Here is a 24,191-nt window from a genome sequence, read left to right on the forward strand (position 1 = left end):
GAAAATTCGCGAGTTATCGAGTCCATAGTGGACTGTTAGCGAATACGGCGGGAAATCACTTCGCGTGCTCGAGGTCGGCTCGCAGGTATTCGGCCGTGAACGACTTCCGGTCTTTCAGTAGCTTCTCCGGCGTCCCCTCGAACAGCACGCGCCCACCGTGCCGCCCGGCCTCCGGGCCCAGGTCGATCACCCAGTCCGCGTGCTTCACGACGTCGAGGTCGTGCTCGATCACCACGACGGTGTTGCCGCCGTCCACGAGGCGGTCCAGCAGGTCCAGCAGGTGCCCGATGTCGGCCATGTGCAGGCCGGTGGTCGGTTCGTCGAACAGGTAGACGTTGCCCGTCTCGCGCAGCCGGTGCGCGAGCTTGACCCGCTGCCGCTCGCCGCCGGACAGCGTCGACAACGGCTGCCCCAGCGTCAGGTACGACAGCCCGACCTCGGTCAGCAGCTCCAGCTTCTTCGTGATCGGCTCTTCCGTGAAATAGCCGAGGGCCTCTTCGACGGTCAGCGCGAGGACGTCGACGATGTTCTTGCCCCGCAGCGTCTTGTCCAGCACCTCGGGCCGGTAACGCTTCCCGTCGCATGCCTCGCAGATCGTCGTCACCGGATCCATGTAGGCCAGGTCCGTCTCGATGACGCCGCGGCCCTTGCACTCCGGGCAGCCGCCTTCGGAGTTGAAGCTGAACAGCCCCGGCTGCGCGTTGTTGGCCTCGGCGAACAGCTTCCGGATGACGTCCATGATGTCCAGGTAGGTCGCCGGCGTCGACCGCGTCGAAACCCCGATGGCCGACTGGTCGATCATCACCGCGTCCGGGTGCTGCTGCCGGAGCGCCCCCGAGACGAGCGTGCTCTTGCCCGAGCCCGCCACCCCGGTCACCGCGGTGAGCACGCCGGTGGGGATGTCGACCGTCACGTCGTGCAGGTTGTGCAGGGCCGCCTTCTCGATCGGCAGCTGCCCGGTCGGCTCGCGGAACTCCTCCTTGAGCCCGGGGATGTGCGTGAGGCACTTGCCGGTGAGCGTCGACGCGCGGTGCAGCTGCTTGACCGTGCCTTCGAAGACGACCTCGCCGCCGTGCGTGCCCGCGCCGGGGCCCATGTCGACGACGTGGTCGGCGATGGCGATGACGTCGCGGTCGTGCTCGACGACCAGGACCGTGTTGCCCTTGTCCCGCAGCGCGCACAGCAGCTCGTTGAGCCGGTGCACGTCCCGCGGGTGCAGCCCGACGCTCGGCTCGTCGAAGACGTAGGTCAGGTCGGTGAGACTGCTGCCGAGGTGCTTGACCGTCTTGAGGCGCTGGCCCTCACCGCCGGACAACGTCGAGGTCTCGCGGTCGAGGCTGAGGTAGCCCAGCCCGATCGACTCGACGCGCTCCAGCGCGGCGAGCGCGCCGGCCAGCACCGACTTCGCCGCCGGGAGGTCCAGGGCCTTCAGCTCGGCGATCAGCTCGCTGACCTCCATGGCGCAGTGGTCGGCGATGTTCTTGCCGTTGATCTTCGTCGCCAGTGCCGCCCTGTTCAGCCGGCCGCCCTTGCACACCGCGCACGGCCCTTCGACGACGATCTTCTCGACCTCGCGGCGGTCGCGCTCCTTGAGGGTGTCCAGGCCGTTCTTGAGGTAGCGACGGGTGAGCTTGACGACGACGCCTTCGTATTCGTTCGAGTAGTTCTGCCGCTTGCCCGAGCGGTCCACCCGGAACCCGCCGCCGTGCAGCAGCAGGTCCCATTCCTTCTTGGTGAACTTCTTGAGCGGCTTGTCCGGGTCGAACAGCCCGGACTGGGCGTAGAGCTGCCACATGTAGGTGCCGATGGCGAACAGCGGCGAGTCCAGCGCGCCCTCGTTGAGCGTCTTGTCGTAGTCGATCAGCAGGTCGAGGTCGAGCTTCGTGGTCTTGCCGAGGCCCTGGCACTCCTCGCACATGCCCTGGGGGTCGTTGAACGAGTACAGGTTCGACGACCCCGCGCTCGGCTTCCCGTAGCGGGAGAACAGCACGCGCAGCATGGCGTGGATCTCGCTCATCGTGCCGACGGTCGAGCGCGCGTTGCCGCCGATCGGCTTCTGGTCCACCACGATCGCCGTCGACAGGTTCGACATCCGCTCCGCGCGCGGCCGCTCGTGCTTGGGCAGCCGGTTGCGGATGAACCAGCTGAACGTCTCGCTGAGCTGGCGCTGCGACTCGACGGCGATCGTGTCGAACACGATCGACGACTTGCCCGAGCCCGACACGCCGGTGAACACGGTGATCTCGCCCTTGGGGATGGCGAGCGAGACGTTCTTCAGGTTGTTCTCGCACGCGCCCTCGAGCACGATGTGGCCGCCCGCGCGCTTCGTCTGCCGGTTCGCCATGACCTGCGCCTCCTCGTCCCGGGCGGCAGGGGTGCGGCACCGGGTTGATCGGACGATTGGTTTCCGTCAGGCAATCACTTTACCAGTTCCGGCTCCTCGCGGCCGCGCGAGCGGGGTGCCGCGGCGTGACCTGCGGGCGAACGGGAGGTGATATCCTCTGATCTTCCGACTGCGGTGCGCTTTCCCTCGAAAGCTGAGGTGGGCAATGACGAAGTTCCACGGTTCCCCGACCGCCCCGCCGGGCCGTCCCGGCGAACTCGAGAACGCGCTGTCCTACCTGCAGTGCGTGCTGGTCGCGCGGCGCACGCGCGCGACGCCCGAGAAGATCACCTGGTCGCAGTACGACGTGCTGGAGACGCTGCGGATCCACGGCCCGCTGACGCCGTCGGCGATCGGGGAGTCCCTGGGGATCTCGCGGCAGAGCACGTCCAAGCTGCTGCGCGTCCTCAAGGACCAGTTCCTCGTCGAGCAGGCCTCGCGCGACACCGACCGGCGCGAACAGACGACTTCGCTGACCGAAGAAGGCGAAGAGTTCCTCATGCGCGCAGCTCAGGGCCGCCGCGAGACCGCGAAGGTCGCCGGTGCCGCGTTGACCGCCGGGGAGGCGAGCCTGTTCGCGGAACTCTGCCGGAAGGTCGCCGACTCCCTGCACTCCACACCCCAGCCTTTCCCGCTCCGCGACGTCTGAGCCGCGCCGGTCACGCCTGGCCCCCAGACGCGTACTCCGTGTTGCGGATGCCCCCGTGCCCGGCCGGCCAAACGCGGCCGCCGCGACGTCACCCGGTGTGCACGCGGGCCCGTTCCCGCGGCCGCTGGGCCGATCGGAGCAGTCCGCACCGCCGATGGTCGTCAATCCGCTCCTGATCCCCTTGCCCGGGTTGCGCCGCCGAAAATGGCCGGTACCGTTCGCGCGCGAATTCACGGCTATTTGCCATTTTCTCAGGTAATCGTTTTCAGACGATGAAGTCGACGCTCCGTTATTTGAGTATTCGACGGTTTCCGGGCGGGTTGACAGTCTTCCGGGCCCTTTGCATACTGGTTGCTGAATAGAAATCATCTCGCCTGAATTGATCAGTGCTGCCGCCGTGCGCGGCGCCATCGGACACAAGGGGGATCCATGCCAGCAGAGGAAAACCCGGCCGGGCCCGAGCTCGTGCTGCCGCGGCTGTTCGAGCGGGCCGCCGCCGGTAATCCGCGTCGGACGGCTTTGAGCGGCGACGGCCCCGAAGTGTCCTATGCGGACTTGAACGCCCGCGCCAACCGGCTCGCGCGAACCCTGCGCCTGATGCAGGTGCGCGACGGCGCTCCGGCCGGCCTCTACCTGGACCGGTCGGCCGACCTCGTGGTCACGCTGCTCGCGGTCCTCAAGGCGGGCGGGTGCGTCGTCCCGCTCAACCCGGCGTACCCGGCCCGGATGATCCGCCACATCGTCGAAGAGACCGGCCTGCGGACCATCGTCCACCAGGGACAGGCCTCGCTGGCGGACGCGGATCTCCCGGTCCGGCAGGCACATTTCGCCGACCTGGCAAGGGAAAGCGCTTCCCGGGACGCGCACGACCTCGACCACGCCCCGGCCGCCGGGGACGACGCGTTCGTCCTGTTCACCTCCGGGTCCACCGGGCGGCCCAAGGGCGTCCGGCTGGCCCACCGCGGCCTCGCCCGGCTGGCGGTCGCCGACCCGAAGCTGACGATCACCCCGGACGACTGCCTGGTGCAGCTGGCCGCGTTCTCCTTCGCCGCGTCCGGCAACGAGTTCTGGCTGAGCCTGCTCAACGGCGCCGAGCTCGTCCTGATGCCGCCCGGCCTGCCGTCGCTGTCCGATCTCCGCGACGTGATCACCAAGCGCGGCGTCAGCGTGCTGAGCCTGCCTTGTGGACTGTTCAACCTCTTGGTCGACAACGAACTGGACGTCTTGCGCGACCTGCGCGTGATCATGGTCAGCGGCGACTTCCCGTCGCCGGCGCACCTGGCGACCGCCGCGGAGCACACCACCGCGGCGATCTTCAACGGCTACGGCTGCACCGAGAACTCCGCGATCTCGTCGCTGTACCCGGTCACGCCGGAAGTCCGCGGCCTCGACCGGGTGCCGGTCGGCAAGCCGCTGTCCGGCGTCACCATGGAGGTGCTCGACCAGGACCGGAAACCGTGCCCGCCCGGGGACGTCGGCGAGCTGGTCATCGGCGGCACCGGCGTCGCCAACGGCTACCTGAACCTGCCGGACGCGCAGGCGGAGAAGTTCGTGGACGGCGGCACGCGCTACCGCACCGGCGACCTGGCCCGGCTGACGCCCGAGGGCGATGTCGTCCTCGTCGGCCGGTCCGACAGCCTCGTCAAGATCCGCGGGTTCCGCGTCGAGACCAGTGCCGTCGAGCTCGCCCTGAAGTCGTTCGACGACGTCGAGCACGCCGTCGTCAAGGCGTTCGGCAACGAGGCCAACGAAAAGAGCCTGGTCGCGTTCTACACGACCTGGAGCGGGCAGGAGATCGGCGCCGGCGAACTGATCGCGCAGCTCGCCGATTCCCTGCCGGAGTACATGATCCCGTCGGACTTCCACCGGCTCGACGCGATGCCGGCGAACCTCAACGGAAAGATCGACCGGGCCGCACTGCACGACCCGCGCGCCCGGTCCCGGGAAGAAAAGGAGCAGCCCATGACGAATCCCCTCGAAACGGTCATCCTGCAGATGTGGCGCGACATCATCGGCACCGACGACTACTCCGCCACCGACCCGTTCGTCGGCCACGGCGGCAATTCCCTGCACTTCGTGAAGTTCGCTTCCGGGCTGCAGTCGGTCTTCGCGGTCGAAGTGCGCCCCGAAGACGTGTTCCGGCACGGCACCGTCCGCGACCTGGCCGGGCACATCGAGTCGCTGCGGGAGGGCGCCGCCGCGCGCTGACCCGGGAGACCGAACCGACGCACGGGGGGCCGCGATGATCGGAGAGGTACCGACACCATGGAAAACCCACTCGAGTCGGTGATCCGCCGGACCCGGTCCGGCGTCACCGCCGACGGTGTGGCCGGCCACGAGCAGTTCGCCGGGCTGCTCAGTGCGCTGCTGGGGGTCACCCTGGGGGCCGAGGACGTCCGGCGGCACCAAGATCCCGCCGACCTGGCCCGGCACATCGACGAACTGCGGGGCGGCCCGCCCGGGCTGACCGCGAGCACGGACCGCGGCCCGGCGCCCGCGTCCTACGGCCAGCGCGGCATCTGGTTCATCGACCAGTACTCGCCGCGCCCGGCGGCCTACAACGCGCCGTTCGTGTTCACCGTCAAGACGCCGCTCGACACCGGCGTGCTCCACGACAGCCTGCGCGCGCTCATGGCCCGCCACGAAATCCTGCGGACCACGTTCTCCGCCGAAGACGGCGACGTCCGCCAGCACGTCGGCGCGGAACCGGCGTGCGACTTCTCGACGGTCGAGCTGAACGCCACACGACCGCTGGACGACGTCGTCGCCGAGGTCGTCGACACCGAGTTCGACCTGGCCGCCGGGCCGCTGGTCAAGGTGGTCTGCGCGGTCGAGCCCGACGGGCCGGCGCACGTCGTGTGCAGCATCCACCACATCGTCTTCGACGCGGCCTCGGCCGGGGTGTTCCTCACCGAGTGGTTCACCCGCTACCACGCCGCGCTCGCCGGGGACGCCTACGACGAAGGCGGACCCCGGCCGCAGTACCGCGACTTCGCCCGCCGGCAACGGGAAACCGTCCGCGGCGAGCGGCTCGAGGAGCTGCTCGCGCACTGGGAGTCCCGGCTCGCCGGGCCGCTGCCGCTGCTCGACCTGCCGACGGACCGGCCGCGGCCGCAGGAGCAGTCGCACCGCGGCGACATCGTCCGGTTCGACCTCCCGCCGGAGCTGACCGACCGGCTGCGCCGGCTCGCCGCCGACGAGGGCGTCACGCTGTTCATGCTGCTGGAGGCCGCCTACGCCGCGTTCCTGCACCTGCACACGCGGCAGGACGACCTCCTCGTCGGCAGCCCGGTCTCGCTGCGGGACCTGCCGGAGACGGCCGATATGCTCGGCTACTTCGTCAACATGGTCGTCTTCCGCCACGACGTGCGCGCCGACCTGCCGCTGCGGGAGCTGTACGCGCAGGCGAGCACCGAGGTCACCGAGGCGCTGCGGCACAAGGACGCGCCGTTCGAGAAGGTCATCGAGCGGGTCAACCCGCCGCGCAGCCCGAGCCACGCGCCGGTCTTCCAGACCATGTTCGTGCTGCCCGACTCCGACTGGGCAGCCCTGGACCGGCTCGGCCTGGACGCCGACCTCGACCTCTACGTCAGCCGCAGCTCGAAGTACGACCTGTCGCTGATCGTCGAGCAGGACGGCACCGCGCTGCGCGGGGTGTTCGAGTACGACACGGCGTTGTTCGACCGCGAGACCGTCGAGGCGTTCGGCGACCGGTACGTCCGGCTGCTCGAAGCGCTCGCCGAAAACCCCGGCGGTACCGTCGGCGACCTGGGCCTGCTCTCGGAAGAGCAGCAGCGCGAGGTCCTGGACTGGTGCGCGCCGCCGCCGGAGGACACCACCCGCCGGCCGGTCGCGGAGCTGGTCGAGTCGCAGGCCGCGGTCACCCCGGACGCGCCCGCGCTGGAGCACGGCGATCGCGTGCTGACCTACCGCGAACTCAACGGGCGGGCCAACCGTCTGGCCCGCGACCTGCGGGCGAAGGGCGTCGGCCGCGGAGACCGGGTCGGCATCCACATCCCGCGGTCGCCGGAGATGGTCGTCGCGCTGCTGGCGGTCCTGAAGGCGGGGGCCGCGTACGTGCCGGTCGACCCGTCGTACCCGGCCGAGCGGATCGAGTACATGCTGGCCGACTCCGACGTCGCGCTGGTGCTGGAGTCGGCGGAGCCGGAAGCCACCGACGAGTCGGATCTGGGGCGGCTCAAGAGCGGCGACGACGAGATCTACGTGATCTACACGTCCGGGTCCACCGGGCGGCCCAAGGGCGTCGTGCTCACCGAAGCGACGGTCACCAACCTCGTCGAGTACATGCGGCGGACCTCGCCGATCGGCGCGACCGGCCGGACGCTGCAGTACATGACGCTGTCGTTCGACGTCTCGGTGATGGAAATCCTGGGGACGCTCTGCGCGGGCGGCACGCTCGTGCTGATCGACGAAGACCTGCAGAAGGACCTGCACCGACTGAGCGGCTTTCTGCGCGACCGCAGGATTTCCCGGACCTACCTGCCGTACGTCGCCGTGCAGCAGCTGGCGGCCGTGGCCGAGGACCAGCCGTTCCCGGACCTGGTGGAGGTCGCCTCCGTCGGCGAGCAGCTGGTGATCACCCCGCAGATCCGGGAATTCTTCGCCCGGCGCCCGGAAATCCGCTTCCTCAACATGTACGGCCCGTCCGAGACGCACCTCGCGTCCGCGCACGAGCTGACCGGCGACCCGGCCGGGTGGCCGGAGGCACCGTCGATCGGCGGCCCGATCGGGGGCCTGTCGATGCTGGCCCTCGACGAGGGCGGGCGGCTCGTGCCGCCCGGCGTGCCGGGGGAGCTGTACCTCGGCGGCGACCTGCTTTCGCCCGGCTATCACGGCCTGCCCGAGCAGACCCGGGAACGGTTCGTGGAGACGCCGTTCGGGCGGCTCTACCGGACCGGTGACCTGGTCCGCTACGACCGCGACGGCGAGTTCGGCTACCTCGGCCGCGCCGACACCCAGATCAAGATCCGCGGCTACCGCGTCGAACCCGCCGAGGTCGAGGCGGCGCTGAACGAGCTGCCGGACGTCAGCGCGTCGGCCGTCGCCGCGGTGGCGTTCGGTGCGGGCGACCGGCGGCTGGTCGGCTACCTCGTCACCGGGCACGAGATCGACCCGGCCGCGGTGCGGACGGCGCTGTCCGGGTCGCTGCCGGACTACCTGGTGCCGTCGCACTTCGTGCGGCTCGCCGCGCTGCCGGTCGCGCCCAGCGGCAAGATCGACCGCAAGGCGCTGCCGGACCTGTTCGACCCCGGCACGGCGACCACGGCACGGCCGCCGGAGACGCCGACCGAGCTGGCCGTCGCCGAAGCGTGGACGGACCTGCTGGGCACCGGCGGCGTCGGCCTCGACGAGGACTTCTTCGCCGCGGGCGGGCACTCGATCCTCGCCACCGAGCTGATGTACCGGCTGCGCAAGCGGTTCGCCGTCGACGTCCCGCTGCGTGTGCTCTTCGACAACCCGACCGTCGGGGGGATGGCCGCGCGCATCGACGCGCTCCGGTCCGGGGACGACACCGGCGACCGCGTCGACCTGCGCGCCGACGTCAAGCTGCCGGAGCACATCCGCGCGACCGAAGGGGTGGCGACCGCCGCGGACGTCCTGCTCACCGGGGCGACCGGGTTCCTCGGCATCCACCTGCTGCGCGAGCTGCTGGCGGAGACCGGCGACCGGGTGCACTGCCTGGTCCGCGCCCCGGACGCCGACGCCGCGTGGGAGCGGATCGCCGCCACGGCCGACCGGTACGGGATCGGGAAGGTCCTGGACCGCGACCGCGTCACCGCCGTGCCGGGCGACCTCGCCGCCGACCGGCTCGGTCTGTCCGAAAAGGACTACGACGACCTCGCCCACCGCGTCGGGACGATCCACCACACGGCGGCGCACATCAACTTCGTCGCGCCGTACGCCTCGGTGAAACAGGCCAATGTGGACGGTCTGGCCCGGGTCGTCGAGTTCGCGGCGGCCGGGCCGGTCAAGCCGGTGCACTACACCTCGACGGTGGCGGTGTTCTCGCCGAAACCCCGCGCCGAGGCGATCACCGAGGACGACGTCCCGGACGACGCCGAAGACCTGACGATCGGCTACACCCAGAGCAAGTGGGTCGCCGAAGAGGTCGCGCGGCTGGCGCGCGACCGCGGGGTGCCGGTGACGATCTACCGCATCGGCCGGATCGCCGGCGACAGCGAGACCGGCGCCCTGCAGTCCGAGGACTTCCTCTGGCGCCAGGTCAAGAGCTTCCTCGAACTGGGGGTCGTCCCGCCGCCCGAGGAGCACGACACCGACCTGCTGCCGGTCGACTTCGTCGGCCGCGCCCTGGTCCGGCTGGCGCGGGCGCGGCCCGCGGAGAACCGGACGTGGCACCTGTTCAACCCCGGCATCAAGACCTTCGACGTCGTCTACCGGGCCATCCGCGAACTGGGGTACCCGCTGCGGGAGATCCCGGTGGGGGAGTGGCGGGCGGCGCTCGCCGACCGCGCCAACCCGCTGTCCGCGATGGCCCCGCTCTACCAGGAAGGCGCGCTCGACATCGGCGACAACACCTACGCCAACGAGCGCACCGGACGCGAACTGGCCCGGCTGGGCCTGCGCTGGCCGGAGATCACCCCGGCCGTGTTCACGAAAATGATCGGCTATTTCCGTGAGACGGGCGAATTCACCGGCTGAGGCCGGATCGTCCCTGTTCTTTCCCGATTTTCCCTCTCCAGCAAGGAATGCGCGATGAGGAAGACGCTGCCCGCACGCGCCCGGCCGGTGCTGCACCGCACCCCCGAGCCGAGCGCCGAGACCCTGACCGGCTACCCGGCCGCCCAGCAACCCGAGTGGCCCGACCCGCACGCGCTCGCCGAGGTCCGCGACACCCTGGCCGAGCGCGAAGACGTCGTCGGCCCCGCCGAAGTGCTCCAGCTGCGCTCCCTGCTGGCCCGCGCGGCCGAAGGCGAGTTCTGCGTCCTGCAGGCCGGCGACTGCGCCGAGGACCCGGCCGATGCCGGTGTCCGGGCCGTGGCCCGCAAGGTCGGCATGCTCGACACGCTCGCGGAGGTGATGCGCGTCGGCTCCGGCCGCCCGGTCCTGGAAGTCGGCCGGATCGCCGGCCAGTACGCCAAGCCGCGCTCGCAGAGCGTCGAGGAGGTCGACGGCCGCGAGCTGCCGGTCTACCGCGGCCCGATCGTCAACAGCCCCGAGCCGACCCCCGAGGCCCGGCGCCCCGACCCAGGCCGGATCCTCGACGCGCACCAAGCCGCGCTCGGCGTCCGCGCATCCCTCGGCCGCCTCGGCCGGGGCTCCGCGGCCGAACCGGCCGAGCGGATCTGGACGAGCCACGAGGCGCTGCTGCTGGACTACGAAGTCCCGCTCCTGCGCCGGATGCCCGGCGGCCGGAACTACCTGGCCTCCACGCACTGGCCGTGGATCGGCGAGCGGACCCGGCACTCGGACGGCGCCCACGTGCACCTGCTGTCCACCGTGGTCAACCCGGTGGCGGCGAAGGTGAGCGCGAAGGCCCCGATCGAGGACGTCCTGCGGCTGTGCTCGCGGCTCGACCCCTTCCGCACCCCGGGGCGGCTCACGCTGATCCCGCGGTTCGGCGCGGCCCGGATCGGGCAGCTGGCGCCGCTGGTGCGGGCGGTGCGCGACGCCGGGCACCCGGTGCTGTGGCTGTGCGATCCCATGCACGGCAACACCGTGGTCGCCGACGACGGGCTCAAGGTGCGCTGGCTCGAAGACATCATGAACGAGCTGCGCCAGTTCGTCCGGATCGTCACGGGGGAGGGCGGCGCGTGCGCCGGGCTGCACGTGGAGGCCTCGCCCAGCGAGATCTCGGAGTGCCACGGCGCCGGCATCACGGCGTCGCGCGGGCCCGGCTACACGACGCTGTGCGACCCGCGGCTGAACCTGACCCAGGCCGTCGCGCTGACGGCGAGCTGGCAGCCCGAGGCGGCCCACGAACTCCGGACGGAGCTGGCGTCATGAGCGTGACCCTGGTGACCGGCGCGGCGAGCGGCATCGGTGCCGCCACCGCGACCCTCCTGGCCGAGCGCGGGCACACCCTGGCGTTGTTCGACCGCGACGAAGCCGCCTTGGCCCTGGTCGCGAAGCCGCTGCTGGACGACGGCCGCAGCGTCTACACCTACACCGTGGACGTCACCTCCAGCGCGGAGGTCGACGCGGCGGTCGAGCGCGTCGAGAACGGCTTCGGCCCGATCGAAGGCCTGGCGAACGTCGCCGGGGTGCTGCGGATGGGCCGCGTGGCCGACCTGTCCGACGAGGACTGGAACGCGACCTTCGCGGTCAACGCGACCGGCGTCTTCCACGTCTGCCGGGCGGTCTCGCGCCGGATGGCCGCGCGCAAGAGCGGCTCGATCGTCACCGTGGCGTCGAACGCCGCAGGCGTGCCCCGCAGCCACATGGCCGCCTACGCCGCGTCGAAGGCCGCCGCGACCAGCCTGACCCACAGCCTCGGCCTGGACCTCGCCCCGCTCGGCATCCGCTGCAACGTCGTGGCGCCGGGGTCGACCGACACCCCGATGCTCCGGTCCATGTGGACGGACGAAACCGGCTCGAAGTCCACCTTGGACGGTGATCCCGGCCAGTTTCGGCTGGGCATCCCGCTGGGGCGCATCGGCTCACCCGAGGACGTCGCCCGCAGCGTGGCGTTCCTGCTGTCCGACGACGCCCGGCACGTGACCCTCGCGACCCTGCTCGTCGACGGCGGCGCGGCCCTCGGCGCGGTCTGAAGGAGGCCTGATGAGCGGCATCACGATCGAACCGTACGACCTGCCCACCACCGTCCCGGTCAGCACCGCGGGCTGGCGGGCCCACCCGGGCCGCGCGGCGCTGCTGATCCACGACATGCAGCGCTACTTCCTCGGCTTCTACCCGGAGGACGGCGCACTGCGGCGGACGCTCGTCCGCAACGTCGTCACCGCGCGGGAAACCGCCGACCGGCTGGGGATCCCGGTGTTCTACACCGCCCAGCCCGGCTCGATGACGCCCGAGGACCGCGGGCTGCTGCACGACATCTGGGGCCCGGGCATGAAGGCCACCCCGGCCGACCGGCAGGTGATCGACGAGCTGGCGCCGACGCCGTCGGACGTCGTGCTGACGAAGTGGCGCTACAGCGCGTTCCACCGCACCGACCTGCTCGAGCGGCTGCGGGCGGCCGGGCGCGACCAGCTGATCGTCTGCGGGATCTACGCGCACGTCGGCTGCCTGGTCACCGCCGTCGAGGCGTTCACGCACGACATCGAGACGTTCTTCGTCGCCGACGCCGTCGCGGACTTCGGCCCGGACGAGCACCGGCTGGCGGTGGACTACGCCGCCGCCAACTGCGCGGTCGCCACGACCACCGCGGCGCTGGTCGGGCAGCTGGAAGGCGCGGTGGTCGCGTGAGTGGCCTGCCGATCCGCGCGGGGTCGCCGTACGCGATCCTGCACCGGCCCGGCAGCGGCCGCGGCGACCAGGTCGAGGTCGTCTCCGGGCCGGTCCGCACGGCCGAGCGGCTGGCCGACCTGACCCTGGACGAAGGCGCCTGGGAAGGTCGCGGCCGGCACACGAAACTCGTCCTGCTCCCGTACCGGCAGCTCGCCGAGCGGGGCTACGACTGCCCGGACGACCAGGTCCCGTTGCAGGTGATGGACATCGAGTCCCAGACGACGCTCACCGTCGCCGAGACCCTCGCGGCCCTGCCCGACGGCGCCCCGCCGCTGGAACAGCGCGCGTTCGACCTGGGCGACGACGAGTACGCCCGCACGGTCGAGCGGATCCTCGACGACGAGATCGGCGCGGGGGAGGGCGCGAACTTCGTGCTCTCCCGCAGCCTGCGCGGCCGCTTCCCCGGCTTCGACGACGATGTCGCGCGGGCGGTGTTCAAACGGCTGCTCGGCGCGGAAGCCGGCGCCTACTGGACGTTCCTGGTCTTCACCGGCGAGCGCTACCTGCTGGGCAGCACGCCCGAGCAGCACGTCCGGCTGTTCGACCGCACGGTGACCATGAACCCGATCAGCGGCACCTACCGCTACCCGGAAGGCGGCGCCGACGCCGAAGGCCTGCTCGAGTTCCTCCACGACGAGAAGGAGGCCGACGAGCTGTGCATGGTCGTCGACGAGGAACTGAAGATGATGGCCGAGCTCTGCGACCGCGGCATCCGGGTGTCCGGGCCGCGGCTGCGGCGCATGTCGCGGCTGGCGCACACCGAGTACTCCCTGGAAGGCGAGACCGGGAAACCGCTGACCGAGGTGCTGCGGCACACGCTGCTCGCGCCGACCGTCACCGGCAGCCCACTGGTCAACGCCTGCCGGGTGATCCGCCGGTACGAGCCGAAGGGACGCGGCTACTACAGCGGCGTCGTCGGGCTCGTCGGCAGCGACGACGACGGCCGGCGCTCGCTGGACTCGGCGATCCTCATCCGCACCGCGGACATCTCGCCGGGCGGCGACGTCCGGCTGGCGGCCGGGTCGACGATCGTGCGCGAATCCGCGCCGCTCTCGGAAGCCGCCGAGACGACGGCGAAGGTGTCGGCGGTCCTGAAGTCGTTGTCCGGCGAAGCCCGCCAGGCCGCGACGCCCCCGCCGCCGACGTCGTCGGACGAGGTGCGCTCCGCGCTGAAGGCCCGCAACCGGGGCAAGTCGCGGTTCTGGCTCGACGGCGCCCGCCCCGGCAGTGGCTCGCGGGTGCGCATCACCGTCGTCGACGCCGAAGACGCGTTCACCTCGATGCTGGCCTACCAGCTGAAGTCGGTGAACTGCGCGGTGACGACCGTGCCGTGGGACGCCGGCGAGCTGCCCGAGAACGACTTGGTGCTGCTCGGCCCGGGGCCCGGCGATCCCAACGACGTCGATGGTGCGAAGGTCGGCCGCCTGCGGGCGCTGGCCGCGGACCTGCTGCGCTCGGGCCGTCCGCTCGCCGGGGTCTGCCTGGGCCACCAGGTGCTCTGCGCCGAACTGGGCCTGCCCGTCCAGCGGCTCGCGCGGCCCAACCAGGGACGTCAGGCGCACGTGACGATCGACGGCGAGCGCCGGGCCGTCGGGTTCTACAACAGCTTCGCCGCGCGCACTCCCGACGACCGCGTCGAAGTGCCCGGCCGGGCGCCCGCCGACGTCGTGCGCGGGCTGGACGACCAGGTCATCGGCCTGCGCGGGCCGCGGCTGGCGACCATCCAGTTCCACGCCGAGTCGTTCCTCACCGAGGACGGCCCGGCCATCCTGCGCGACGTAGTCGACCACGCCACCGAAGGAGGAACCCCATGACCACATCCGCCCCGGCGTTCGACCGGGCGAGGCTGAGGGCCTTCCTCGGCCACTTCACCACCGGCGTCACCGTCGTGACCTACCGCCGCGGCGAGCTGGTGCGCGGCGCGACCGTCAACGCGTTCACGTCCGTGTCGCTGGACCCGCCGCTCGTGCTGGTCTCGCTGGACCGGCGCAGCCGCTCGGTCCAGCACCTCGGCGACGGCCCGTTCGTCGTCAACATCCTGGCCGAGGACCAGCGCGACCTCGCGATGCACTTCGCGGGCAAACCCTTCGCGGACGACGCGGTGCCGTGGGTCGACCTCGACTCGCCGGTACCGCGGCTGGGCGGCACGGTCGGGCACGTCGAGTGCACCCCGTGGCGCGCCTACGACGGCGGCGACCACGTGCTGCACGTCGGCGAGGTGACCGGCCTCGACCTGGCCGGCGGGCGGCCGCTGCTGTTCTTCGGTGGCGACTTCCCGCGGCTGGCCGAAGAACCCGAGGCACCGCACTGGTCGTGGTCGCTGGACGACCCGACACCCCAACTATGGGAGGCAGGCAAGTGAGCGAGACGACGACCCGGCCGTTGACCGGGGACGAGTACCTGGAAAGCATCCGCGACGGCCGGGAGATCTGGGCCTACGGTGAGCGCGTCGACGACGTCACCAAGCACCCGGCGTTCCGCAACACCGCCCGGATGACGGCCCGGCTGTACGACGCGCTGCACGACCCGGAGAAGCGGGACGTACTGACTACGCCGACCGACACCGGCAGCGGCGGGTTCACGCACAAGTTCTTCCGCGCACCCAAGTCCACGACGGATCTCCTGGGCGACCGCGACGCGATCGCCGAGTGGGCCCGGATGAGCTACGGCTGGCTGGGCCGCAGCCCGGACTACAAGGCGAGCTTCCTCACCACCCTGGGCGTCGACCCGGGCTACTACGGCGAGTTCGAAGGCAACGCCCGGCGCTGGTACGCCGAAGCGCAGGAGAAGGTCCTGTTCTGGAACCACGCGATCATCAACCCGCCCGTCGACCGGCACAAGGCGGCCGACGACGTCGGGGACGTGTTCGTGCACGTCGAGGAAGAACGCGACGACGGCCTGGTCGTCAGCGGCGCCAAGGTCGTCGCGACCGGGTCGGCGCTGACGCACGGCAACTTCATCGCCCACTACGGGCTGCCGGTGAAGAAGCGCGAGTTCGCGCTGGTGGCGACGCTGCCGATGGACTCGCCGGGGCTGAAGCTGATCTGCCGGCCGTCGTACGCGCTGCAGGCCGACACGATGGGCAGCCCGTTCGACTACCCGCTGTCGAGCCGCCTCGACGAGAACGACACGATCTTCGTGCTCGACAAGGTGACGATCCCGTGGGAGAACGTCTTCGTCTACGGCGACCAGGCCAAGGCGGCGACTTTCCTGTCGGCGTCGGGGTTCCTGAACCGTTCGACGTTCCACGGCGTGACGCGGCTGGCGGTGAAGCTGGACTTCCTGGCCGGGCTGCTGCTCAAGGGCGTCGACGTCACCGGCACCCGGGACTTCCGCGGCATCCAGACCCGCATCGGCGAGGTTCTGGCGTGGCGCAACATGTTCTGGGGCCTGAGCGACGCGATGGCGCTCAACCCGGACCCGTGGAAGGACGGCGCGCTGCTGCCGAAGCTCGACTACGGCATGGCCTACCGCTGGTTCATGACGATCGGCTACCCCCGGGTGCGGGAGATCATCCACCAGGACCTGGGCAGTGCGCTGATCTACCTGAACTCGCACGCGAGCGACTTCCAGAACCCGGAGCTGCGGCCCTACCTGGACAAGTACGTCCGGGGTTCGTCGGGCTACGACGCCGTCGAGCGGGTCAAGCTGATGAAGCTGATCTGGGACTCCGTCGGCACGGAGTTCGCCGGCCGCAACGAGCTGTACGAGCGGAACTTCTCGGGCAACCACGAGAACGTCCGGATCGAGATGCTCACCGCGCAGCAGGCGTCCGGGCAGGTCGACGGCTACAAGGGCTTCGCCGAGCAGTGCCTGGCCGAGTACGACCTCGACGGCTGGACCGCCCCGGACCTGATCAACCCCGATCGGCTCTGACGTGTGTCCCGATAGGACGGAGGGCCTCCCCGCGGTGCGGGAAGGCCCTCCGGTGGTGGGTCGCTCAGCTCTCGACGAGCATCAGGCAGAACCCGTCGTGGCCGCGGCTGCCGACGGTCTGCACGGTCGTCGCGGTGACGCGCGGTTCGTCGGCCACCAGCTGGTTGAACCGTCGCACGCCCTGCACCGCCGGGTTGGGGCTGTCGGCTTCGACGACGAGCCCGTCGAGCACCACGTTGTCGACGACGATCACGCTGCCCGGGCGGGTCAGCTTCAAGGCCCAGCCGAAGTATTCGGGGATGTTGGCCTTGTCCGCGTCGATGAACACGAAGTCGAACGGCTCACCGTCCGCCAGCTCCGGCAGCGTGTCGAGGGCCTTGCCGACGCGCAGGTCGACGACGTCGGACAGACCCGCGTTGTCGATGTTGCGCCGAGCGACCTCGGCGAAGGACGGTTCGGCCTCCAGCGTGGTCAGCGAGCCGCCCGCCGGCAGCGCCCGGGCCAGCCAGATCGCGCTGTAGCCGCCGAACGCGCCGATCTCGAGGATGCGGCGCGCGCCGTGGGTGCGGGCGAGCAGGTGGAGGAACTTGCCCTGGTTGGGTGCCACCGCGATCTCCGGCAGCCCGGCCTCGGCGCTGGCCTTGGCCGCGAGGTCCAGGGCGGCGTCGTGCTCCACCATCAGGGTCGAGGTGTAGGTGTCGATTTTCGTCCACTGGTCTTCGCTCATGTTTCCCGATCGTACTTGAGGATCGCGCGCGGCTATAGGGATAATCGAGATTCTTTTGCCGCCAACTTGATTTCCCGGCGGCAACCACTGTAGGCTCGGAAGAGATCGGGCGGTTGTTTCTCCCGCCGCCCCCGATGATCGATCGAGGCCACTCTCGAGGCGCCGTCTGGGAATGCTCTCCCGGTGCCGGAAGAAAGGATGGCGACCATGTCCGAGAACGCCGTGGCGACCCTCGAGTCGCCGCGCCTCGCGCCACTGCGTGCGGCGACTTTCCACCACCTGGGGATCCAGACCGCCGACCTCGGCAACTGCGTCTCGTGGTACCAGGACTTCTTCGGCTGCAAGGAAAACTGGTCCCTGGACGAGTTCTCCGAGCTGACCACGAGCCGGCTGCCCGGCATCGTCAGGCTCGTCGAGCTGAGGGCCGGTGGCACCCGGTTCCACCTCTTCGAGCGGGCCGGTGAGGGAGCTCAGGCGCCCGACCCCGGCGACGCGCAGTTCCAGCACGTCTGCCTGGAGGTCGGTTCACCGGCCGAAATGCGCGCTTGGCAGCGCCACTGGATGAAACTGTACGAATCCGGTCTCTACCATTTCACCCGCGACGAACCGGCGACGGAGATCGTCACCGACGACGACGGCGTGCAGAGTTTCTACGCATTCGACGTGAACGGACTCGAATACGAGTTCACGTGGATTCCGGAGGCGGCGTGATGACCGTTCCCGTGCTGACCGGAGTTCCCGTGCGCGAGAGGTGGGACTTCGGCGACTTCCCCTACGGACTCGAACCGCTGACCATCCCCGACGCGGGCACCGAACCCGGTGGCGACGGCCCCTGCTCCCGCTTCGCGGGCCTGTGCACGCACCTGGAGCACATCTCCCGCGGCGGCGCGCCGGGCCCGGTCGAACCCGTCGAGTCGTCCGACCGCCTCTACTGGTTCCGCTGGATCACCGGCCACCAGGTGACGTTCGTGCTGTGGCAGCTCGTCGCCCGCGAGCTGGCGCTGGCCGGGCGCGGCGAGCGTGACCGCGAAGCCGCGCTGGCGTCGGCGGCCCTGTTCACCCGCGGCTTCAGTGCGATGCTGCTCTACACCAGCTCGACGCCGATCGGCGTCTACCACGAGGTGATCCGGCCCAGCATGTTCCTGCAGCACCGCGGGTTCAGCGGCACCTGGGCACCGGACTTCGCCCCGGTCCGCGACCTCTACCGCGGCAAGGGCCTGCCGGACGACGACTCGCCCGGCGTCCGGGCGTTGCGCGACGAAGTCGGTTTCTACCAACGGGTCCACGGCGGGATCGCGGCGAAACTGGTGCCCAGCGGCCGGTCCCTCCTGCAGGACTCGGCCGGCGCCACCGACGTGCACCACCCGGACGTCCTCGGCGTCGTCTACGACAACTACTTCATGACGCTGCGGGCGCCGACGTCGCTGCCGGACGTCGTCGCGCAGCTCCTGCGCCGCCTCAACGCCGTGGCGCTGGACGTGTCCGTGAACGGCGTCGACTCCGTGTCCGACGCGGAGGACCCGCCGGCGGAGCTGACCAGTCCCGAGGTCCGCTCGTGCGAGGCCGGGTTCGTCGGCCTGCTCGCCGACATCGCCGCGTGCGCCGCCGGCTCCCCGGCGGACTGAGCCGTGCGCCACGGCATCGTCCTGCTGCCCGAGCAGCGCTGGTCCGCCGCGCGGGACCGCTGGCGCCGCGCCGAAGAGCTCGGGTTCGACCACGCCTGGACCTACGACCACCTGATGTGGCGCTGGCTGCGGGACGAAACCTGGTTCGGCTGCCTGCCGACGCTGACCGCCGCCGCGGGGGTGACGTCGAAGATGCGGCTCGGCTCGCTCGTCGCGACGCCGACGTTCCGCCACCCGGTGCCGTTCGCCAAGGAGCTGATGACGCTCGACGACATTTCCGGCGGCCGGCTGATCTGCGGCGTCGGCTCCGGGGCCGGGGGGTACGACGAGAGCGTCTTCGGCGTCGCACCTTCGGGAAGCCGGTCCGGGCGGTTCGCGGAGTTCCTCGAGCTGACGGAACTGCTGCTGCGGCAACCGCTCACGTCGTACGAGGGCGAGTACTACCGCTGCGAGGACGCGCGGATGGAACCGGGCTGCGTGCAGCGGCCGCGGCTGCCGTTCGCGGTGGCGGCCACCGGCCCGAAGGCGATGGGCCTGGCCGCGCGGTACGGCGAAACGTGGCTCACCGCCGGCGCGCCGGGCCGCTTCGACGCCCGCCGCTGGGACCTGGTCGTGCCGGAGCTGAAGGACCAGCTCCGGGCGTTCGAAGACGCCTGCGTCGCGGCCGGCCGGGACCCGGCGTCGGCGGGGAAGCTGCTGGTGACCGGCGCGACCGTCGGGGGCGTGCTGGATTCGGCGCAGTCCTTCCGGGACGCCTCGGGCACGTTCGCCGATCTCGGCTTCACCGATCTGGTCGTGCACTGGCCCCGCGAATCCGAGCCCTACCAAGGGGACGAGCGCGTCCTCGACGAGCTGGACCTGTCCTGAGAGGAGCAGCATGCCAGCGTACGAGATCGTCAACATGTTCGCCGACCACGTCTACGCCGGCAGCGCGCTCGGCGTCGTCCCGCGGGCCGGTGACCTCGACCCCGCGGGCATGCAGGCACTGGCGCGCGAGATCAACCACACCGAGACCGCGTTCGTGCTGCCGCCCACCGGCACCGGCGCGGACTACCGGGTCCGGGTCTTCACCCCCAAGGCCGAGTCGCCCTTCGGCGGGCATTCCAGCGTCGGCACCGCGGTCACGCTCGCGCGGCTCGGGCTGGTGCCCGCCGGGCGGGTCGTGCAGGAGTGCGGCCCGAAGCTGCTGCCCCTCGACGTGACCGCCGAGGCGGGCAAGATCACCGCGAACGACCCCCTGGAGAGCGTGCCGCTCGATCCGGGGCTGCTGCTCGGCGCCGTCGGCCTGCCCGCCCCCGCGGCCGACGGCGCCCGCCCCGCGGCGTGCGGGTTCGGCCCGGCGTTCCATTTCCTCCCGGTGCGCGCGGACGCCGTCGCGGCCGCGGTGCCCGACTTCGCCCGGATGGCCGCCGCGGACCTCGCCGACGTGCTCGTGTTCGGCTGGGACCCGGCGACCCGCACCGCGCACGGCCGGCTGTTCGCGCCCGGCTACGGGATGCCCGAGGACCCGGCGTGTTCCTCGGCCGCGCTCGGGCTCGGCGTCTGGCTCGTCGAGGCGGGGTGGCTCGGCGGCGACGGCTCACACGACTTCACGCTGCGCCAAGGACGTGAGCAGGGACGTCCGTCCACTTTGTACTGTTCGGTCCGGGTTGCCGACGGTCGGCCGGTGTCCGCGTCGGTCTCCGGTGCCGTGCTGCCGGCGGGCGCCGGCGAGCTGGCCGACCCGGACCGCGAGAAGGGAAGCTGACGTGCTCGACCGACCCGAACTGCTCGGCACCCGCGGGGCCGTGTCCTCCACCCACTGGCTGGCTTCGGCCGCCGGCACGGCGATGTTCGACCTCGGCGGCAACGCCTTCGACGCGGCCGTCGCGACGGCGCTGGTCATCCAGGTCGTCGAACCGCACCTCAACGGCCCGGGCGGCGACGTCCCGATCCTGGTGCACGACGGCGCGACCGGCGACGTCGAGGTGATCTGCGGCCAGGGCCCGATGCCGGAAGCCGCGACACCCCAGGCGTTCCGCGACCGCGGCGTCGACGCGATCCCCGGCTCCGGGCTGCTGCCGGCGGTCGTGCCCGGCGCGTTCGGCGCGTGGCTGCGGCTGCTGCGCGACCGCGGCCGCCTCGACCTCGGCACCGTGCTCGCCCCGGCCATCGCCTACGCCGAGGACGGCTTTCCGCTGCTGCCCAAGGCGGCGGACATGATCGCGGTGCTCGCGCCGCTGTTCCGCGAGGAGTGGACGGCGTCCGGCGAGGTCTACCTGCCGGACGGACGACCGCCGGAGCCGGGCTCCCGGCTGCGCAACCGGCCGCTGGCCGCGACCTACCGGCGGATCCTCGCCGAGTCCGAAGCCGCCCCCGGCGGGCGCGAGAACCGGATCGACGCCGCTGTCGCCGTGTTCTACCAGGGGTTCGTCGCCGAGGCGATCGACAAGTTCCTCGCCACGGCCGAGCCGCTCGACTCCACCGGCCGCCGCAACGGCGGCCTGCTCACCGGCCACGACCTGGCGTCCTGGCGGCCCACGATCGAGCCGGCGGTGACGACGGACTACCGCGGGCACACCGTGCACAAGGCGGGCCCGTGGTCGCAGGGTCCGGTGTTCCTGCAGCAGCTGGGCCTGCTCGAGGGTTTCGACCTGGCGGCGATGGACCACGGCGGCGCCGAGCACCTGCACACGGTCGTCGAGTGCGCGAAGCTCGCGTTCGCCGACCGGGAAGCGTTCTACGGCGACCCGGCGTTTTCCGACGTCCCGCTGCGCCGGCTGCTCGATCCGGAGTACGCGGCGGCCCGCCGCGAGCTGGTGGGGGAGCGGGCGTGCGGCGAGCTGCGTCCGGGCTTGGACGGCTGGTTCCCGGAGCCGCCGCTGCCCGCCCCGTCCGACCCGGACTGGCGCGCCCAGCTGGCCGACGGCATCCCGGCGGTGGTGAAGCTGACCGCGGCCAAGGGCGACACGTGCTGCATCAGCGCGTCGGACCGCGACGGCAACATGGTCGTCGCCACTCCCAGCGGCGGCTGGCTGAAGAGCTCCCCGGTCATCCCCGGTCTCGGCTTCCCGCTCGGCACCCGCGGCCAGATGGCGTTGCTGGAAGAGGGCCACCCGAACACGGTCGCGCCGGGCAAGCGCCCGCGGACGACCCTGAGCCCGACGCTGGTGACGAAGCAGGGCCGACCCCACCTGGCCTTCGGCACCCCGGGCGGCGACCAGCAGGACCAGTGGACGCTGAACTTCTTCCTCAGCCACGTCGACGCCGGGTTGCGCCCCCAGGCGGCGATCGAGCAGCGGGCGTTCCACACGGACCAGGTGCCGTCATCGTTCGCGCCGCGTTCGGCCCGTCCGAACCGCCTGGTGGTCGAGAGCGGGTGCCCGGCGGAGGTGGTCGAGCAGCTGCGCGACCGGGGTCATGACGTCGTCCTGGCGGCGGAGAAGTCGTTGGGCAAGGTCTGCGCGACGGGGTTCGAGGGTGATCTGGTTCTCGCCGCGGCCAGTCCGCGGGGTCAGCAGGCGTACGCCGTGGCCCGCTGAGCCCGCGGCTACCTGTAGTGATCATGGAGGGTTGGGTACGAGGCGACACGTGATCGGACCCGGGCTGGCGCGACACACTGCGCGACGCGGTGATCACCCACAAACACACCGGCCCTACCGGGCCCCAACCAACAGCAAGGTCGAGCGGTTCAACCGCACCTTGCTTGATGGATGGGCCTACGACCGGCCCTACCGCACCGAGACCGAGCGCCGAGCTGCGTTGCCGCGGTGGTGGTTGCACACCACCACCGCGGCCACACCTCGCTCGGCGGCAAATCACCCGCCAGCCGCATCCTCCAACCTCACCGGACAGAACAGCTACCCGAGTGACGTGTACAGGCCGGCGTGCCGGGCCCGGAGCCGGTACTTGAGGATCTTGCCGCCGACCGTCTCGGGAAGGGACTCGGCGAAGACGATCGCCTTGGGGCTCTCGTACCCCGCCAAGTGCTCGCGGCAGTGCGCGAGCAGCTCGGCTTCGGCCGGATCGTGGCCCGGCCGCGGGACGACGACCGCCGTGACCGCCTCGCCCCAGTGCTCGTGCGGCAGGCCGATCACCGCCGCGCGCAGGACGCCGGGGTGCTCGTGCAGCACCGCCTCGACGCGCATGCTGGAGACGTTCTCGCCGCCCGTCTTCACGATGTCCTTGTAGCGGTCCACCATCACCCGCAGGCCGTCTTCGTCCACCACCGCCGAGTCGCCGGAGTGGAACCACCCGTCGCGGAACGCCTCGCGGGTCGCGGCCGCGTCGCGGTAGTAGCCCGCCGTCATGACCGGCGACCGGTAGACGGCCTCGCCGGGGGTGCCGCGGACCGGCTCGCCCGATTCGTCGACGACGTCGGAGGCGAGCAGCCCGCTCGGGACGCCGACGTAGTTCATCGCGGGTGCCGTGCGCGCGTGCACTTCGGGCCACGCACTGGGCCAGAAGCGGTGGCAGGCGATGGCTTCCGTCTGCCCGAAGATCCCGACCGTGACGAACCCCGGCGCGGTCCGGGCTTCCAGGCGCCGCAGCAACGCGGGGGAGAGGGCGCCCCAGCCGTAGACGAGCGTGGTCAGGGAGGTGAGGTCGAGGTCCCCGCGAGCGTCGATCTCGTCGGCGAGCGCGGCGACGAACTGGGGTGAGCCCGCCCAGACCGCGGTGGCCCGTGACCGCGCCAGTGACTCCGCGACCGGGCCGGGCACCGGGCGGCGGCCGAGGATCAGCGTGCCGCCGGCGAAGAACGTCGAGTACGTGAACAGCGCGTCACCGACGTGGTAGATCATCGGCAGGAACGTGACGACCCGCAGGTCCGTCTCGTGCCGCAGGCCGCGGGTGAGCGACAGCGCGAAGTTCAGCCCGGCCAGGTGCGCGTAGCTGTGCGAGAGCATCACGCCCTTCGGCATCGCGGTGGTGCCGGAGGTGAACAGCAGCTGGTAGATGTCGTCGCCGTGGATCTCGACGGTGGGTTCGGTGTCCGGCCGCCCGTCGAGGAACCCGCCGAACGACGGCGTGCCGGCGACCGGGCCGCCGCCGACCGTGATGGTGGCGCCGACCCGCACGCCCGGTACGCCGGCCAGCCGTGGCCACAGTTCGGCGTCGACGATCGCCAGCCGCGGTTCGGTCTGCCGCACGAGGTGGTCGAGGACGTCGGGAGCGAGGCCCGGGTTCAGCGGGACGGCGACCATGCCCGCCTTGGCGATCCCGATCTTGGCCAGGAACGCCTCGACGGTGTTCTCGCAGAACAGCAGCACGCGGTCGCCGGGCACCAGGCCCGCCGCGGCCAGCGCGTGGGCCAGCCGGTTGGCGGCCCGGTCGGCCTGCCGGTACGTCACGGAGGCGAACTGTTCTTCCCCGTAGGCGCCCTCGGCCGCGCTGATCGCGACCTGGTCCGGGCGGCTCCAGGTGAGCCGCTCGAAGACGTCGCCCACCGACGTCCGCTCCCAGCGGTGCACCGCGCGGCGGCCACGGAGGGTCTCGACGTCGATC

General features: G+C 71.3%; 17 protein-coding genes and 1 pseudogene. 15 read left to right on the forward strand and 3 right to left on the reverse strand.

Annotation, left to right across the window (positions count from 1 at the left end; translation table 11 throughout):
- Nucleotides 1–55: 55 nt before the first annotated feature.
- Entirely contained in the window at nt 56–2,344 is a 2,289-nt protein-coding gene (locus ABZ342_RS39750; RefSeq protein WP_360484542.1) for an excinuclease ABC subunit UvrA, read from the reverse strand.
- A 205-nt stretch (nt 2,345–2,549) separates the two neighbouring features.
- Here ABZ342_RS39750 and ABZ342_RS39755 point away from each other — a divergent pair, with 205 nt between their 5' ends.
- The 9 genes from ABZ342_RS39755 to ABZ342_RS39795 all read left to right on the forward strand — a co-directional run bounded on the left by ABZ342_RS39755 (nt 2,550) and on the right by ABZ342_RS39795 (nt 16,355).
- Nucleotides 2,550–3,032: a MarR family transcriptional regulator gene (locus ABZ342_RS39755; RefSeq protein ID WP_155542848.1), complete on the forward strand. Its 483-nt coding sequence runs from the start codon at nt 2,550–2,552 to the stop codon at nt 3,030–3,032.
- A 429-nt stretch (nt 3,033–3,461) separates the two neighbouring features.
- Entirely contained in the window at nt 3,462–5,240 is a 1,779-nt protein-coding gene (locus tag ABZ342_RS39760) for a non-ribosomal peptide synthetase (RefSeq protein WP_360484546.1), read from the forward strand.
- Between the two features lie 57 nt (nt 5,241–5,297).
- On the forward strand, nt 5,298–9,713 hold the full coding sequence (locus ABZ342_RS39765; protein WP_360484549.1) for an amino acid adenylation domain-containing protein: 4,416 nt from the start codon (nt 5,298–5,300) through the stop codon (nt 9,711–9,713).
- Between the two features lie 54 nt (nt 9,714–9,767).
- A complete protein-coding gene (locus ABZ342_RS39770) occupies nt 9,768–11,018 on the forward strand; it encodes a 3-deoxy-7-phosphoheptulonate synthase (RefSeq protein ID WP_360484552.1) in 1,251 nt (416 codons plus the stop codon).
- The gene (locus tag ABZ342_RS39775) at nt 11,015–11,782 is read left to right on the forward strand and encodes a 2,3-dihydro-2,3-dihydroxybenzoate dehydrogenase (protein WP_360484555.1); all 768 of its coding nucleotides are present in this window, start codon (nt 11,015–11,017) and stop codon (nt 11,780–11,782) included. The genes ABZ342_RS39770 and ABZ342_RS39775 overlap by 4 nt, the downstream gene beginning before the upstream one ends.
- A gap of 10 nt (nt 11,783–11,792) precedes the next feature.
- Entirely contained in the window at nt 11,793–12,437 is a 645-nt protein-coding gene (locus ABZ342_RS39780) for an isochorismatase family protein (protein ID WP_155542853.1), read from the forward strand.
- Entirely contained in the window at nt 12,434–14,293 is a 1,860-nt protein-coding gene (locus ABZ342_RS39785) for a chorismate-binding protein (protein WP_155542854.1), read from the forward strand. Before ABZ342_RS39780 ends, ABZ342_RS39785 begins: the two co-directional genes overlap by 4 nt.
- Nucleotides 14,290–14,841: a flavin reductase family protein gene (locus ABZ342_RS39790; RefSeq protein ID WP_360484559.1), complete on the forward strand. Its 552-nt coding sequence runs from the start codon at nt 14,290–14,292 to the stop codon at nt 14,839–14,841. The genes ABZ342_RS39785 and ABZ342_RS39790 overlap by 4 nt, the downstream gene beginning before the upstream one ends.
- The gene (locus tag ABZ342_RS39795; protein ID WP_360484562.1) at nt 14,838–16,355 is read left to right on the forward strand and encodes a 4-hydroxyphenylacetate 3-hydroxylase N-terminal domain-containing protein; all 1,518 of its coding nucleotides are present in this window, start codon (nt 14,838–14,840) and stop codon (nt 16,353–16,355) included. Before ABZ342_RS39790 ends, ABZ342_RS39795 begins: the two co-directional genes overlap by 4 nt.
- Before the next feature lie 64 nt (nt 16,356–16,419).
- On the opposite strand, the gene ABZ342_RS39800 is transcribed toward ABZ342_RS39795, so the two are convergent.
- The gene (locus tag ABZ342_RS39800; RefSeq protein ID WP_360484565.1) at nt 16,420–17,082 is read right to left on the reverse strand and encodes an O-methyltransferase; all 663 of its coding nucleotides are present in this window, start codon (nt 17,080–17,082) and stop codon (nt 16,420–16,422) included.
- Nucleotides 17,083–17,289: 207 nt separating this feature from the next.
- Here ABZ342_RS39800 and ABZ342_RS39805 point away from each other — a divergent pair, with 207 nt between their 5' ends.
- The 6 genes and pseudogenes from ABZ342_RS39805 to ABZ342_RS39830 all read left to right on the forward strand — a co-directional run.
- Nucleotides 17,290–17,793 (forward strand): VOC family protein, encoded by a 504-nt coding sequence (locus ABZ342_RS39805; protein WP_360484568.1) that lies wholly within the window; start codon nt 17,290–17,292, stop codon nt 17,791–17,793.
- Nucleotides 17,793–18,707: a hypothetical protein gene (locus ABZ342_RS39810; protein ID WP_360484571.1), complete on the forward strand. Its 915-nt coding sequence runs from the start codon at nt 17,793–17,795 to the stop codon at nt 18,705–18,707. Before ABZ342_RS39805 ends, ABZ342_RS39810 begins: the two co-directional genes overlap by 1 nt.
- 3 nt (nt 18,708–18,710) lie before the next feature.
- On the forward strand, nt 18,711–19,574 hold the full coding sequence (locus ABZ342_RS39815; protein ID WP_360484574.1) for an LLM class flavin-dependent oxidoreductase: 864 nt from the start codon (nt 18,711–18,713) through the stop codon (nt 19,572–19,574).
- A 10-nt stretch (nt 19,575–19,584) separates the two neighbouring features.
- Nucleotides 19,585–20,454 carry a PhzF family phenazine biosynthesis protein gene (locus ABZ342_RS39820; protein WP_360484577.1) on the forward strand — a complete coding sequence of 290 codons (870 nt, stop codon included), beginning with the start codon at nt 19,585–19,587 and terminating at the stop codon, nt 20,452–20,454.
- A gap of 1 nt (nt 20,455) precedes the next feature.
- Complete coding sequence (locus tag ABZ342_RS39825; RefSeq protein ID WP_360484580.1) at nt 20,456–22,228, forward strand: gamma-glutamyltransferase family protein; 1,773 nt, start codon at nt 20,456–20,458, stop codon at nt 22,226–22,228.
- 109 nt (nt 22,229–22,337) lie between these two features.
- Nucleotides 22,338–22,558: pseudogene (locus ABZ342_RS39830) on the forward strand (integrase core domain-containing protein); the annotation flags it as partial.
- Here the strand turns inward: ABZ342_RS39830 and ABZ342_RS39835 are convergent.
- Nucleotides 22,547–24,190, reverse strand: coding sequence for an AMP-binding protein (locus ABZ342_RS39835; protein WP_360484583.1), 1,644 nt, complete (start codon nt 24,188–24,190; stop codon nt 22,547–22,549). The pseudogene ABZ342_RS39830 and the gene ABZ342_RS39835 sit on opposite strands and share 12 nt — an antisense overlap.
- Between the last annotated feature and the right edge of the window lies 1 nt (nt 24,191).

It is taken from the genome of Amycolatopsis sp. NPDC005961, from assembly GCF_040629235.1.
Lineage (GTDB): Bacteria > Actinomycetota > Actinomycetes > Mycobacteriales > Pseudonocardiaceae > Amycolatopsis > Amycolatopsis camponoti.